The sequence below is a fragment of the Rhodococcus sp. YH3-3 genome (genome assembly GCF_001653035.1).
GTDB classification, from domain to species: domain Bacteria; phylum Actinomycetota; class Actinomycetes; order Mycobacteriales; family Mycobacteriaceae; genus Rhodococcus_F; species Rhodococcus_F qingshengii.
This window is the reverse complement of record NZ_BCWH01000003.1, coordinates 1,074,824-1,088,216: the sequence shown is the minus strand read 5'-3', so window position 1 is coordinate 1,088,216 and position 13,393 is coordinate 1,074,824. Positions and strand designations below refer to the sequence as shown.

The window sequence follows — 13,393 nt, the reverse complement described above, 5'->3', positions numbered from 1 at the left end:
GCGGCGACGCGCCGGGCACGAAAGTGTCCGGCGCGCGTTCGGTTATCGGATAGCCACTAGGATTTCGGCGTGGCGACATCAAAAATCGAGCGGTTGATGAACCTGGTGATCGCATTGCTGTCCACCAGACAGTTCCTCACGGCGGAGAAAATCCGTGACAGTGTGGCCGGGTACAACGATTCCGCGAACTACGAAGCGTTCAGTCGCATGTTCGAGCGCGACAAGAACGAACTTCGTGACCTGGGTGTCCCGTTGGAAACCGGTCTGGCAGGACGGTTCTCGACCGTCGAGGGGTATCGGATCAATCGCAATGCCTACGAGCTTCCGGACGTGGACCTCACCAGCGAGGAATCTGCTGCAGTCGCCGTCGCGGTGCAGTTGTGGGAGTCGCCGGAACTGATTTCGGCAGCCCAGAGTGCATTACTCAAACTCCGAGCGGCCGGCGTCCAGGTCGACTCAGAAGTCAGTGCCGCCCCGGTCACCGCGATTCCCGCGCGCACCCGCGGTTCGGAGCCCGCGCTCGGCAAGCTTCTTGCAGCGGTCGACGCCGGCCGAGCAGTTCATTTTCAGCACCGCGGCGCATTGAACGAACCGTTCACCGAGCGCACCGTCGAGCCGTGGGGCGTCGTCACGCACAACGGCAAGTGGTACCTGGTCGGGCACGACGTCGACCGTGATGCGGTGAGGACCTTCCGGCTCTCACGGATCGGTGACGACGTCAGGGAGTTCGGCCCGGCCGGTTCGGTTCACAAACCTGAAGGTGTCGACCTTCGCGAGGTCGTCGATCGCGTGACCGGTTCGGGCGTCGTGACCGGGACGGCTACGGTATGGGTCGCAGACGGCCGCGCCCATGAGCTTCGGCGGCTTGCGACGTCGTCGTCCGAACGGCGGTTGACCGATCGCGACGGCAGCGTGCTGGCCATCCCCGTTCGATCCTGGGAATGGACCGCTCGGTTGATCGCCGGTCACGGGTTGGACGCATTGGTGCTGGACCCACCGGATTTGCGTGCTGAGGTCGTCGCGAAGCTGCGCGCCGCCGCGGCGAGCCCGATCACCGGCCATGGACAGGGGGACCACTGATGAGCAATCGACTGTCGTCGCGGTTGGCACGGCTGCTCAACCTCGTGCCGTACTTCATCGCGAATCCTGGCATCAGTCCCGCCGAGGCCGCCGAGGAGCTCGGTGTCAGCACCACTCAACTGATGACCGACCTCAATCAACTGTGGGTGTGCGGACTGCCCGGTTACGGTCCCGGTGATCTCATCGACCTGTCCTTCTCCGAGGAAAGTATCGAGGTCACGTTCTCGGCCGGGATCGATCGCCCGTTGCGCCTCACCTCGACGGAGGCGACGGCGTTGCTGATCGCCCTGCGGTCCTTGGTGGAAATGCCGGGCATGGTCGATCCGTCCTCGGCGCAGCGTGCCATCGCGAAGATCGAGGACGCAGCAGGCTCGGCCGCGGCACGAGCCATCGGTCAGGACCGGGACACATCGCCTGCGCCGGATATCGCCGAAGACCCGATAGCCGCGACGGTCAGAGCCGCGCTCGCAGACAAGACCGCCCTGCGATTGACGTATTACTCGGCCTCGCGTGACGCGGTCTCCGAGCGCATCGTCGACCCCGTTCGTATCGTGTTGGTCGACAACTACAGCTACCTCCAGGCGTGGTGCCGTCAAGCCGAGGGCGTGCGGTTGTTCAGATTCGATCGGATCGACGCCGCCGTCCAACTCGACGAGCCCGCCGACCCGCCGCCGCAGGCCCTCGAGGAGGATTCGAATCTCGAATTGTTCAGCGGCGACGGTTCCCTTCCGGAAGCGCGGTTGTTCATCACCAAAGAGTGGGTGTGGATGCTCGACTACTACCCGTTGGACGTCGAGCACGTGAACGACGACGGGTCGGTCGAGGCGACGATGAGTTTCGGAACACTTGAATGGATGGCAAGGCTGGTGTTGGGATTCGGTGAGGGCGTTCGGGTCCTTCATCCGCCGGAACTGGTCTCCGAAGTCCATGATCGAGCCGTTGCGGCGCTCGACGCCTATGACGTAATCGGTTCGTAAAACTTCGGGAAACTTCACGTTCAGTGAGTTCGCAGGAAACAAACAGGTAAAAGGTAGCTGAAGTAAGTGCTTTGGCACCTCCGAGCGCCGGTTGTGTCCGGTAGCATCGAGGAATCTGATCATGGGAGGTCGTTATGGGTGCAATGCAGCCGATGCATTGGCTGATTGTCGCTGTTGTCGTCGTAATTCTGTTCGGGTCGAAGAAGCTTCCCGATGCAGCACGCGGTCTGGGTCGTTCCCTCCGCATCTTCAAGAGCGAAGTCAAGGAAATGCAGAACGACGATGCGGCGCCCGCAAGCGCGCCGGTCGCACAGCCTGCTCCGGCACAGTTGCCGACGGCCAACACCGCGGTGGTCGCAAACGGTGCAGCAGCACCTGTTGCGCAGCCGACCGAAGTCAAGCCGCTCTAGTACACACTGCGTTCTAGCCGGGGTGAAATATTCGTTCACCCCGGTTGTCTGCTGACCAAGACCAGGATGCACAGTGCGTATTCCGTTAGACCCGCGTAACCGCAAGCGGAAGGTCAACCCAGACGGCACCATGTCGTTGGTCGACCACCTGTACGAATTGCGGACTCGTTTGTTGTTCGCATTCCTCGGCGTGATCATCACCACGGCGTTCGGCTTCTTCTGGTATTCACACTCGATACTCGGTCTCGAAAGTCTGGGCGATCTGCTTCGCGGACCGTACTGTGAGCTTCCGTCCGAGAGTCGCGCCAACCTCAGCACCGACGACGCGTGCCGATTGCTGGCGACCGGGCCGTTCGAGCAGTTCATGCTGCGATTCAAAGTGGCGCTCACCGCCGGCATCGTTCTTGCCTGCCCTGTGTGGCTTTACCAATTGTGGGCATTCATCACCCCGGGCCTCTACGCCAAAGAGCGTCGCTACGCGGTCGGATTCGTCACCGCAGGTGCCGCTCTCTTCATTCTCGGCGCAATCCTGGCGTACCTCGTCGTGGCGAAGGCTTTGCACTTCCTCCTGACCATCGGTGACAACGTCCAGATCACCGCGCTCAGTGGTTCGGAGTACTTCGGCTTCATCATCAATCTGCTGCTCATCTTCGGCGTCAGCTTCGAAATTCCACTGCTCGTCGTCGTGTTGAACTTTGCCGGCATTCTGACGTACGAGCGTTTGAAGGCCTGGCGTCGAGGATTGATCTTCGGGCTCTTCGTATTCGCTGCAGTTGCCACGCCAGGGTCGGATCCGTTCTCGATGTTGGCGCTCGCGCTGGCTCTGACGCTTCTCTTCGAGGTCGCGGTCCAGATCGCTCGCCTCAACGACAAACGTAAGGCCAAGCGAGCCGGTGAAGACTGGGGCGCACTGTCCGACGAGGAAGCTTCCTCCATCTCGGCTCCGTCCGATCTGAACGAGGCTTTCGACAATCCGACCAAACCCAAGGCCGAATCGAGTGGATTGTTCGGACGTAAGTCCAAGTCCAAGGCTCCGGTCGCGGAGAAATCCGACACCGCCGGCGACAACGCGCCCGGCCAGGATTTCACTGACACTCTCTGAGCGCCGTGCCACCACGTCGGCGGCGTGTGAAACCCTGACGAGGTGGTTATGAACAAGAGTGAACTGAGCACGTTCGCGTCCAGCCTGAAGTTCGAACTCGATCCATTCCAGGTGAAGGCATGCGTTGCGCTCGAAGCGGGCCACGGCGTCCTTGTCTGCGCGCCGACCGGTGCAGGCAAGACCGTGGTCGGCGAGTTCGCTGTCCACCTGGCTCTGGCGGCGGGCCGCAAGTGTTTCTACACGACGCCGATCAAAGCGTTGAGCAATCAAAAGTACGCCGAACTCGTCGAGCGGTACGGCCCCGGCGAAGTCGGTCTGCTGACGGGTGATTCGAGTATCAACTCCGACGCACCGGTGGTCGTCATGACCACCGAAGTCCTGCGGAACATGCTCTACGCCAACTCCGAGGCACTGCGCGGGCTTTCGCACGTCGTCATGGACGAAGTGCATTACCTGGCCGACCGGTTCCGTGGGGCGGTGTGGGAGGAAGTGATTCTGCACTTGTCCGAGGACGTACGCCTGGTGAGTTTGTCGGCGACCGTGAGCAATGCCGAAGAATTCGGTGCCTGGATGGAAACCGTCCGCGGCGACACCACTGTGGTCGTGGACGAGACTCGGCCGATCCCGCTGTGGCAGCACATCATGGTCGGTAGGCGAATCTTCGATCTCTTCGACAGTCGTAGTCATCCTGCTGCCGGGCCGAAGACCGTGCTCGTCGATCAGGATCTGGTTCGCCACGTCAAGCAGCGTCAGGCTCTCGAACGCGTCGAGAGCTGGCAGCCGCGTGGCCGCGGACGACGCGGCAGCTACCAGAGTTCCAACGATTTCCGGCCCTTGCCACGACCTGACGTCATCGCTCAGCTCGATCAGTCCGGACTGCTCCCGGCCATCACTTTCATCTTCAGCCGCGCCGGTTGTGATGCGGCTCTTGCACAGTGCCTGCGGTCCAGACTGGATCTCACTTCGCCGGAGCAGGTCCGCGAGATCGACACCATCATCGAGAAACACACCGGGGAACTACCCGAAGAGGATCTCGAAGTTCTCGGATATCGGGACTGGTGCAAGGCACTACGACGCGGACTGGCATCTCACCATGCCGGCATGCTGCCGGCATTCCGCCAGACAGTCGAGGAACTGTTCGTCAAGGGGCTCGTGCGGGCGGTCTTCGCGACCGAGACGCTGGCCCTCGGCATCAACATGCCGGCACGCACGGTGGTGCTCGAACGTCTGGTCAAGTACAACGGTGAATCGCACGCCGAACTGACGCCGGGGGAGTACACGCAGCTGACGGGTCGGGCCGGCCGACGCGGCATCGACGTCGAAGGCCACGCTGTGGTCCTGTGGCAGCCCGGGGTCGAGCCGACGGATGTCGCCGGCTTGGCGTCGACACGGACGTTCCCGCTCCGCAGTTCGTTCCGCCCCTCGTACAACATGTCGATCAATCTCGTCGAGCGCATGGGCGCGGCGGATTCACGGAAGCTGCTCGAACGTTCCTTCGCGCAGTTCCAAGCGGATCGCTCGGTGGTCGGCCTGGTGCGTGGCATCGAGCGGAACGAAGAAGCACTGAAGGGTTTGCAGGAGAAACTCGGCGGTGCGGACGGCGAATACTTCGAATACGCGTCGTTGCGTGAGCGGCTCAGTGCGCGCGAGCGCGCGCTCGAACGTAAGGGCCGCGAAGACCGACGCGGAGATGCGGTGGAGTCCCTTCGTGCACTCGCCCGCGGTGACGTGATCGCAATTCCCATCGGTCGTCATTCCGGGGTGGCGGTGGTCCTCGTCCCGGACAACGATCCGAAGGACCCGCGTCCGCTGGTTCTGACTGCCGACCAGTGGGCCGGCCGACTCTCCTCGGGTGATTTCCCGGAAGCAGCCGACGTTCTGGGAAAGATGCGACTGCCCAAGCATGTCGATCACCACACCGCCCGGATCCGGCGCGATCTGGCCTCGGCGTTGCGTAGTACCGGGATCAGTGCCCCCCGGCGAAAGAAGCGCCGCAAGGCGGGCGCATCCGAAGATGCCGAGGTCGCTACTTTGCGACGTGCTATTCGCTCGCATCCGTGCCATAGCTGGCCCGATCGTGAACATCTGAGCCGGATCGGTGAGCGCTACAACCGGCTGGCCAGGGAAACGCAGTCGATGAGGGAAAAGGCTGCGGCCACCACCAACTCGTTGGCGCGGACGTTCGACCGCATCATTGCGCTACTCAAAGAGCGTGAGTACATGACTGCCGAAGCAGCGCCCGAAGTCACCGAATCCGGACGACGACTCAGCCGCATCTACTCGGAAAGCGACCTTCTGGTCGCCGAATGCCTGCGGACCGGGGCGTGGACAGGTCTCAGCCCGGCTGAGTTGGCGGCCGTCGTGTCCTCGGTGGTCTACGAATCACGTCGGGACGGGGACACCGTGGATCGGGTGCCGACAGCGGCGCTTCGTCACGCCCTCAACGACACTCAACGATTGTGGAGCGAACTGCGGTCGGACGAGATTCGCCACAAGCTGCCGCCGACGCGGGAACCGGATCTCGGATTCGTCACTGCCGTTTATCACTGGGCGAGCGAAAACTCGCTTGTCGACGCACTGATCGCGGCCGGAGTGCAGGGTCGTGCGCTGTCTGCGGGTGACTTTGTACGTTGGTGTCGTCAGGTGATCGATCTCCTCGATCAGGTCCGCCTGACTTCGACGGATGCCGACGTCGCGAAGACTGCGGCGCGGGCGGTAGCTGCAATTCGTCGCGGGGTAGTTGCTGTCGACGCAGCATGACCGCAACTATGTGGTTTGATTCGCAGACTGGTATTTCGAGTGGGAGGCGAACATGAGCGGGCCTTACGGACCGAACGATCCGAATCGGCAATGGGGTCCTGGTGATCAGCAGCAGCCGAACGAGCAGCAGTGGGGGCAGAATCCTCAGCAGCCGGGCGGACAACAGCAGCCTGGTCAGCAGCCCGGCCAGCAACAGCCGTGGGGTCAGCCTGGTCAAACACCGCAGCCCGGCCAGCAACAGCCGTGGGGACAGCCTGCCTACGGCCAGCCGGGTGGTCAGCCTGCGTACGGTCAGCCGCAGCAACCTGGACAAGGACAACCCGGCCAGCAACAGCCGTGGGGACAACCCCAGCAACAACCTCCCGCACAGCCGTGGGGTCAGCCCGGGCAACAGCAGTCACCTGACGCAACCCAGGCGTGGGGTCAGCCTCCGGCTGCCGCACCGCAGCAGGCGTGGGGCGCCACGGCCCCCGGGCAGACTCCGGGACAGCAGAACCAGTGGAACCAGGCTCAGCCGTTCCCGAGTCCCGGTGCGCCCGGAAACCAGTCGGGTAAGTCGAAGAAGTCTTCGGCAAGAACACACTCGATCAGAGCGCGGCTCAGGCCGGCGTCGAGAAGATCGTCACCGAGTCCTACGGGGCGAAGAACGTGAGCAACGTTCAGTGCCCCGCGGACCAGGAAGTCAAGTCAGGCAACAAGTTCACCTGCACGCTTTCGATCGCGGGTGTGAAGTCGAACGTGACCGTGACGTTTGTCGACGACAACGGCACGTACGAGGTCAGCCGCCCGAGCTGACGCCCTATTGGTCGGAACGGCTTGCCGCCGCAGCCTCGAGCGCGGCGGCAAGCCGGCCGGCCGAGCGCTCGATGTTCAGCGAGGCCGCCACTTCCTCGAGGCGTGCGGGATCGACGGGGGTCGCCGGGAGTCGGTCGTCCTTCGAGAACTGAACGTCCGCGTCGCGAACCACTCGTACGACCGGCAACGCAGCATCAAGGTAAGCCATTGCCTCAGGTGAGGTCAGTTTTGCGCGAATCCCCTTGGCCATATCCGATTCAGGATCAGCTGCGGCCGCCCGAAGTCCGGCCAACGAGCCGTAACGGAGCATCAGTGTCGACGCAGTCTTCTCACCGACACCCTTGATGCCGGGTAGACCGTCGGAGGCGTCTCCGCGCAGTACCGCGAGTTCGGCGTAAGCCTCGCCCGCACGGTCACCGGGTACTCCGTATTTCTCCGCAACCTCGACCGGTCCGAAGAGTTCCGCCTTGGACAGGCCACGGCCCACGTACAGGACACGGACGGGCACGTACTCGTCGGTTACGACCTGCAGTAGGTCTCGGTCACCACTGACGACGACGGTGAGATCTTCGCGCTCGGTGGCGGCAAGCGTTCCCAGTACGTCGTCGGCTTCGAGTCCGACTGCACCCGCCGTCGCGATACCCGCTGCAGCGAGCACGTCCATGATCATGTCGACCTGAGGCGTCAACGTGTCCGGAACTTCTTCGGACGCACCGTCAGAGCCTTCCTCGACGCGATGCGCTTTGTACGTCGGGACTGCATCGACGCGGAACTGCGGTCGCCAGTCCAAGTCCAGGCACACGGCGAGACGACTCGGCTGGTGTTTGGTGATCAGGGAAGCAACCATGTCGGTGAAACCGCGCACGGCGTTGACAGGTCTTCCGTCGGGGTCGACGAATGACTCGGGCAGCGCGTAGAACGCACGAAACCACAGGCTGGCACCGTCGAGGAGAAGCAATGGCCCACTCATGGTCACCATCCTGCCAGTCGGCACTAACCTGTAAGCCATGACGTCTCCAGCCGAACAGGATTCCCGATTCTCCAGCGCCGTGTACGGCGCACGTATCGCTCGCGCCGCGGAGTTGGCTCGATCAGCAGGTCTCGACGGTCTGGTGGTGACTCCAGGTCCGGATCTTCGGTACCTGACAGGTTCTCGGGCTGACTCGTTCGAGCGCTTGACCGCGTTGGTCATCGCCGCAGACACGGCGAAGGCGTCCGTCGTACTTCCTCGGTTGGAGTTGGCGTCGCTGAAGGAATCGGCAGTGGGCGATCTCGGGTTGACCGTCCTCGACTGGGTCGACGGTGTCGACCCGTATGCGATTGTGGCGGCGCAACTCCCGACCGGCGCGAAGGTTGCGGTGACGGATGCGATGCCTGCGCTGCATCTGATCCCGCTCGCAGACACCTTGGGCGCGTTGCCGATTCTCGCCACCGGCGTCTTGCGCGAATTGCGGATGGTCAAGGACGGCGCCGAGATCGAGGCATTGCGGCGAGCCGGTGCGGCCATCGACCGTGTTCACGCCCGCATGGCCGAGTTCTTGGTCGTCGGACGTACGGAAGCTGAAGTAGGCGAAGCGATTTCGGTGGCGATTCTCGAAGAGGGGCATACCGAGGCCGCGTTCGTGATTGTCGGTTCGGGCCCGCACGGCGCCGATCCTCATCACGAGGTTTCGGACCGGGTGATCGAGAGCGGCGATATCGTGGTCATCGACATCGGCGGACCGGTCGAGCCCGGATACAACTCGGACTCCACTCGCACGTACAGCATGGGGCAGCCTTCCGCGGAGGTTGCCGCACAGTTCGCGGTACTCGAGGCGGCGCAGCAGGCTGCGGTCGATTCGGTGCGGCCAGGAGTCTCCGCAGAATCCGTGGACGTTGCAGCCCGCGAAGTGCTTGCCGCACAAGGGCTTGCAGAGGTATTCGTTCACCGCACCGGTCACGGTATCGGGCTGTCCGTGCACGAGGAGCCGTACATCGTCGAGGGCAACACCATCGAACTCGTCGAAGGTATGGCCTTCAGCATCGAACCGGGAATCTACTTCCGCGGCAGTTGGGGTGCCCGTATCGAGGACATCGTCGTCGTGACCGCCGACGGTTGCGAGTCGTTCAACAACCGTCCGCACGGCCTGACTGTCCTCGCCTGATCAGCTTTTCTTGAACGCAGCGGACCCGAGTATGCGTGTGACGTCGATTTCGATGACCACGCGCGCGGGATTGACCCGTGGCTGGCGGTACCGCTCGGCATAGCGCCGAACGGCGTCGGCCACGGAGTCCGCGTCGGTGAGCACGCGTGCCGGCCCCTCGAGCGTGAGCCAGCGGCCACCGTCGACCGAACTGACGGCGGCGTATCCGCCACGCGCTGCGTTGATCGCCTTCTGTGAGCCACCGCTGGTGATCACGCGCGCTTTTCCGGCTTCCTGGTCCCAGGTGAACCCGACGGCAACGACGTGTGGGGTGCCGTTCGGACGCAACGTCGTGAGTGTCGCGAGGTGGTATTCACCGACGAACTTCAGCCCGTCTTCAGTGAGAGTCTGCTGTGACGATGGCGTGGTGGAGGGGGTGAGCGTCATGCCACGACGGTAATCCAGGACACTGGAGCGGTGACTGCGGGTGCGAACGTGAATGACATCGAGACGGTACTGCTCCTCGGCGGACGAAGTGAGATCGGCCTCGAGATCGCGGTCAGGCTCGCGCCGGGCCGCAACATCGTTCTGGCTGCCAGACGCAGCGGAGAGCTGTCGGAGCAGGAGCAGATGCTCAAAAACGCCGGCGCTGTCGACGTCTCCACCGTCGAGTTCGACGCCGACGCCGTCGACACGCACGGAGAGCTCCTGGGCGCCGTAGTCGCCGAGCACGGCCGGATTTCGATTGCAGTGCTGGCCTTCGGAATGCTCGGCGATCAGGCGCGTGCCGAAACCGACTCGGCGCACGCGGTCGCGGTGGTGCACACCGACTACGTGGCTCAGGTCAGCATCCTCACGCATCTCGCGGAGATCATGCGCCGACAGCGAACCGGAAAGATCGTGGTGTTCTCGTCCGTCGCCGGCGTCCGGGTTCGCCGCGCCAACTACGTCTACGGGAGCGCAAAGGCCGGCTTGGACGGTTTTGCCAGCGGCCTCGGCGACGCGCTGCACGGTTCGGGCGTCCAATTGATGCTGGTACGGCCCGGGTTCGTCATCGGCAAGATGACCGAGGGAATGTCGCCTGCCCCTATGTCGAGCACTCCGTCGCAGGTCGCGGACGCCGTCGTGCGGGGACTGAACTCCGGGGCGACGCGTGTGTGGGTACCGCGAATTCTGCAGCCGGTGTTCTTCGTCATGCGGCTTCTGCCTCAGACGATCTGGCGCCGGATGCCGCGATGACCACACACCCGGTGGTGATCGTCGGCATCGGCGCCGACGGCTGGGATGGGCTGTCCGAGAGCGCAAAGGGCGCAATCCTGGGCGCGGAGGTCCTGATGGGGTCGCCGCGCCAATTGGACTTGGTCCCGGCGACACATCTCGGGGCACGGCGTGCGCCCACCAGGCTGACCTGGCCGTCTCCGATGATTCCGGCGTTGCCGTCGATGTTCGCCGAGAACGCGGACCGCAGAGTATGCGTGCTCGCCAGCGGTGACCCGATGTTCCACGGTCTCGGTGTCACATTGGTCAGGCTGCTCGGCGCGGACAACGTGCGAGTGATCTCCCACCCGTCGTCGGCGGCGTTGGCGAGCGCGCGAATGGGATGGGCATCGGCCGAGATCGACGTCGTGAGCCTGGTCAACCGAGACTCGGCGACAGTATTGGCTTCCGTGACTGACGGTGCGCGACTGCTGGTGTTGAGCAACGGGCGCTCGACACCGGGGGAGGTGGCACGTCTGTTGTCCGGCGCGGGCTTCGGTCGATCGATCGTGACCGTGCTGGCCCAGCTGGGCGGGGCCGGGGAATCGCGGACCGTCACGGTCGCAGACGAGTGGGATCACGCGGACGAGGACGTGGACGCGTTGAACGTTCTGGCCGTCGAGTGCATCGCGGCCGATCCTCTCTTGCGGCTGACTCGAATCCCGGGGCTACCGGATGCTGCTTTTGTCGGCGACGGTCAGATGACCAAGCAGGAGATCCGTGCGTTGACGTTGTGCGCGCTTGCCCCGGCGCCGGGGGAACACCTCTGGGACGTGGGCGGTGGGTCGGGAACCGTCGCCATCGAGTGGATGAGAACTCACCCACGTTGCACTGCAACAATATTCGAGAAGGTGGCGAGCCGCGTGTCGCAGATCGGTGCCAATGCACTCAATCTCGGCGTGCCCGCGTTGAACGTGAAAGGGGCCGCGCCGGAGGCGTTTGCGGACGAAACTCGACGTCCCGATGCGGTGTTCGTCGGCGGCGGCGTCACGCAACCGGGAATGCTCGAAGCGTGCTGGGAGCAGTTGAGCGTGGGTGGTCGTCTGGTCGCGAACGCCGTGACCGCCGAGTCCGAATCGTTGCTGCTCGGCTGGATGAGTCGCCATGGTGGGACGCTGCGACGCTTTCAGGTGCAGCGCGCCGAGCCGTTGGGAACGTTCAACGTTTGGCGACCGCAACTTCCGGTGGTCCAATGGTCCGTCACAAAACGTCAGCCGTCTGCAGGCGCAGACACAGATACGCCGGAGGAATCCACACAATGACCGTTCATTTCATCGGTGCGGGTCCCGGTGCGGCAGATTTGATCACTGTCCGCGCGCAACGGATCATCGCTGCGAGCCCTGTGTGCTTGTACGCAGGCAGCCTTGTTCCAGCGGAGTTGCTCGAGTGGTGCCCGGTCGGAGCTCAGGTCGTGGACACTGCTCGGCTGAGCCTGGACGAGATCACCGCGATTCTTGTCGAAGCGGATTCCGCTGGGCTGGACGTCGCGCGTTTGCATTCCGGTGATCCGTCGATCTTCAGTGCAGTGGCAGAGCAAGCTCGTCGCCTGGACGCCGCAGGAGTCGATTTCGACATGATTCCCGGTGTTCCTGCATTTACCGCGGCAGCAGCCGCGCTGGGGCGCGAGCTGACTGTCCCAGGCGTCTCGCAGACCATTGTTCTCACCCGAGTCTCCACCTTGTCGACGGCAATGCCGGAGGGCGAGGATCTGCGGTCCCTCGGCCGCAGCGGCGCGACGATGGTGATTCACCTCGGCGCTCATCGCATCGAACAGATCGCATCCGAGTTGGCCGACAATTACGGCGAGGATTGCCCGGTCGCGGTGGTCGCCTTCGCCTCACGGCCCGAGGAGATCGTTGTTCGAGGCACTTTGAAGACGATCGTCGAACTTGTTCATGCGGCCGGCATCACGAAGACGGCCGTCGTGATCGTCGGCCGAGTGTTGACTGCGGAGGGGTTTCCGGACAGCTACCTCTACTCGGCAGCGCGCGAGAGAAGCACACACTGACCTCGACAGGTACTCGTCGTCGCGTGCTCCTGCTCGGCGGCACAGGCGAAGGTCGAGTGATCGCTTCTCGCTTGGCCGGTTCAGCCGACCTCGAGGTTGTCACATCGCTGGCCGGCCGGGTTCGTGATCCTCGATGGCCCGAGGGGGAAGTGCGTATCGGCGGGTTCGGGGGAGCCGAAGGGCTGTCGGAGTGGTTGTCGGCCAATGATATTCGTGCAGTGCTCGACGCCACGCATCCGTTTGCCGCTCGCATCACCCAGAATGCGTTCGAAGCGTGCCTTGCGAATTCCGTGCCGTACGCCATGTACCGACGCCCGCCCTGGCGCGAGCAACCCGGTGACACTTGGCTTCCGGCACGCGATCTCGATCACGCCGCAGAGTTGGTGCCGACGGTCGGCTCACGCGTTTTTCTGACGATCGGGAGGCAAGGAGTTTCGGCGTTCGACCGCGTGAAGAGCGTCTCGTTTCTCGTCCGCTCGATCGATCCGCCTTCGGGGACATTGCCGCCTCACGCGCAATTGCTGCTCGCACGTGGTCCATTCGACATCGAAGCGGAAGTCGATCTGATGCGAACTCACAGCATCGACGTCGTGATCACCAAGAACAGTGGCGGCGAGCAGACGTACGCAAAGATCGCCGCAGCCAGGCAATTGTCGATCCCGGTGATCGTCGTCGAACGACCACCGATCCCGGCGACCGTCCCGGCATTCGATACCGAAGCCGAGGCGATGGACTGGCTCACGGCTTTCGGTCGTGGAACGGCGCTGTGAGGCCGACATCGCGTTCGCTTCAGGTTCGTCTAAGGTTCCGTGACCATACTGGAGGGATGTTGGGATTTTTCGACGCCGCACTGCGGGACCGCGCATGAGAGTGTCGGTTCC

The 13,393-nt window shown here is 63.5% G+C and carries 12 protein-coding genes and 1 pseudogene; 11 read left to right on the top strand and 2 right to left on the bottom strand.

All coding sequences use genetic code 11. From position 1 onward, the window contains the following. Positions 1 to 69 precede the first annotated feature (69 nt). The 6 genes and pseudogenes from YH3_RS30210 (at position 70) to YH3_RS30185 (ending at position 7,124) form a co-directional block, all read left to right on the top strand. Positions 70 to 1,080 carry a YafY family protein gene (locus YH3_RS30210; protein WP_042919732.1) on the top strand — a complete coding sequence of 337 codons (1,011 nt, stop codon included), beginning with the start codon at positions 70 to 72 and terminating at the stop codon, positions 1,078 to 1,080. After that, a complete protein-coding gene (locus tag YH3_RS30205) occupies positions 1,080 to 2,057 on the top strand; it encodes a YafY family protein (RefSeq protein WP_030536343.1) in 978 nt (325 codons plus the stop codon). Before YH3_RS30210 ends, YH3_RS30205 begins: the two co-directional genes overlap by 1 nt. Before the next feature lie 134 nt (positions 2,058 to 2,191). Further along, positions 2,192 to 2,467: a Sec-independent protein translocase subunit TatA gene (tatA, locus tag YH3_RS30200; RefSeq protein WP_003944836.1), complete on the top strand. Its 276-nt coding sequence runs from the start codon at positions 2,192 to 2,194 to the stop codon at positions 2,465 to 2,467. 73 nt (positions 2,468 to 2,540) lie between these two features. Next, positions 2,541 to 3,569 carry a twin-arginine translocase subunit TatC gene (gene tatC / locus YH3_RS30195; protein ID WP_003945030.1) on the top strand — a complete coding sequence of 343 codons (1,029 nt, stop codon included), beginning with the start codon at positions 2,541 to 2,543 and terminating at the stop codon, positions 3,567 to 3,569. A gap of 48 nt (positions 3,570 to 3,617) precedes the next feature. Beyond that, a complete protein-coding gene (locus tag YH3_RS30190; protein ID WP_064444615.1) occupies positions 3,618 to 6,329 on the top strand; it encodes an RNA helicase in 2,712 nt (903 codons plus the stop codon). Positions 6,330 to 6,381: 52 nt separating this feature from the next. Continuing rightward, positions 6,382 to 7,124: pseudogene (locus tag YH3_RS30185) on the top strand (DUF4333 domain-containing protein). 4 nt (positions 7,125 to 7,128) lie between these two features. Here the strand turns inward: YH3_RS30185 and YH3_RS30180 are convergent. Further along, complete coding sequence (locus tag YH3_RS30180; protein ID WP_058038861.1) at positions 7,129 to 8,094, bottom strand: 5'-3' exonuclease; 966 nt, start codon at positions 8,092 to 8,094, stop codon at positions 7,129 to 7,131. Between the two features lie 37 nt (positions 8,095 to 8,131). Between YH3_RS30180 and YH3_RS30175 the strand changes: the two genes are divergently transcribed. Beyond that, positions 8,132 to 9,268, top strand: coding sequence for a Xaa-Pro peptidase family protein (locus tag YH3_RS30175; protein WP_047270523.1), 1,137 nt, complete (start codon positions 8,132 to 8,134; stop codon positions 9,266 to 9,268). On the opposite strand, the gene YH3_RS30170 is transcribed toward YH3_RS30175, so the two are convergent. Further along, positions 9,269 to 9,694, bottom strand: coding sequence for a PPOX class F420-dependent oxidoreductase (locus YH3_RS30170; protein ID WP_007729859.1), 426 nt, complete (start codon positions 9,692 to 9,694; stop codon positions 9,269 to 9,271). Between the two features lie 30 nt (positions 9,695 to 9,724). Here YH3_RS30170 and YH3_RS30165 point away from each other — a divergent pair, with 30 nt between their 5' ends. The 4 genes from YH3_RS30165 to YH3_RS30150 are packed head-to-tail and all read left to right on the top strand — an operon-like array spanning position 9,725 to position 13,282. After that, a complete protein-coding gene (locus YH3_RS30165; protein WP_047270525.1) occupies positions 9,725 to 10,486 on the top strand; it encodes an SDR family NAD(P)-dependent oxidoreductase in 762 nt (253 codons plus the stop codon). Continuing rightward, positions 10,483 to 11,766 carry a bifunctional cobalt-precorrin-7 (C(5))-methyltransferase/cobalt-precorrin-6B (C(15))-methyltransferase gene (locus YH3_RS30160; protein ID WP_047270527.1) on the top strand — a complete coding sequence of 428 codons (1,284 nt, stop codon included), beginning with the start codon at positions 10,483 to 10,485 and terminating at the stop codon, positions 11,764 to 11,766. Before YH3_RS30165 ends, YH3_RS30160 begins: the two co-directional genes overlap by 4 nt. Then, positions 11,763 to 12,512 carry a precorrin-4 C(11)-methyltransferase gene (gene cobM, locus YH3_RS30155; protein ID WP_003944967.1) on the top strand — a complete coding sequence of 250 codons (750 nt, stop codon included), beginning with the start codon at positions 11,763 to 11,765 and terminating at the stop codon, positions 12,510 to 12,512. The genes YH3_RS30160 and cobM overlap by 4 nt, the downstream gene beginning before the upstream one ends. A gap of 23 nt (positions 12,513 to 12,535) precedes the next feature. Next, entirely contained in the window at positions 12,536 to 13,282 is a 747-nt protein-coding gene (locus YH3_RS30150; RefSeq protein ID WP_007729852.1) for a cobalt-precorrin-6A reductase, read from the top strand. Positions 13,283 to 13,393 lie beyond the last annotated feature (111 nt).

Excerpts from the sequence above, each read along its gene's own strand:
- YH3_RS30205 (WP_030536343.1), top strand. The coding sequence starts at position 1,080 with ATGAGCAATCGACTGTCGTCGCGGTTGGCACGGCTGCTCAACCTCGTG.
- tatA (WP_003944836.1), top strand. The coding sequence starts at position 2,192 with ATGGGTGCAATGCAGCCGATGCATTGGCTGATTGTCGCTGTTGTCGTC.
- YH3_RS30190 (WP_064444615.1), top strand. The coding sequence starts at position 3,618 with ATGAACAAGAGTGAACTGAGCACGTTCGCGTCCAGCCTGAAGTTCGAA.
- YH3_RS30180 (WP_058038861.1), bottom strand. The coding sequence starts at position 8,094 with ATGAGTGGGCCATTGCTTCTCCTCGACGGTGCCAGCCTGTGGTTTCGT.
- YH3_RS30175 (WP_047270523.1), top strand. The coding sequence starts at position 8,132 with ATGACGTCTCCAGCCGAACAGGATTCCCGATTCTCCAGCGCCGTGTAC.
- YH3_RS30170 (WP_007729859.1), bottom strand. The coding sequence starts at position 9,694 with ATGACGCTCACCCCCTCCACCACGCCATCGTCACAGCAGACTCTCACT.
- YH3_RS30160 (WP_047270527.1), top strand. The coding sequence starts at position 10,483 with ATGACCACACACCCGGTGGTGATCGTCGGCATCGGCGCCGACGGCTGG.
- cobM (WP_003944967.1), top strand. The coding sequence starts at position 11,763 with ATGACCGTTCATTTCATCGGTGCGGGTCCCGGTGCGGCAGATTTGATC.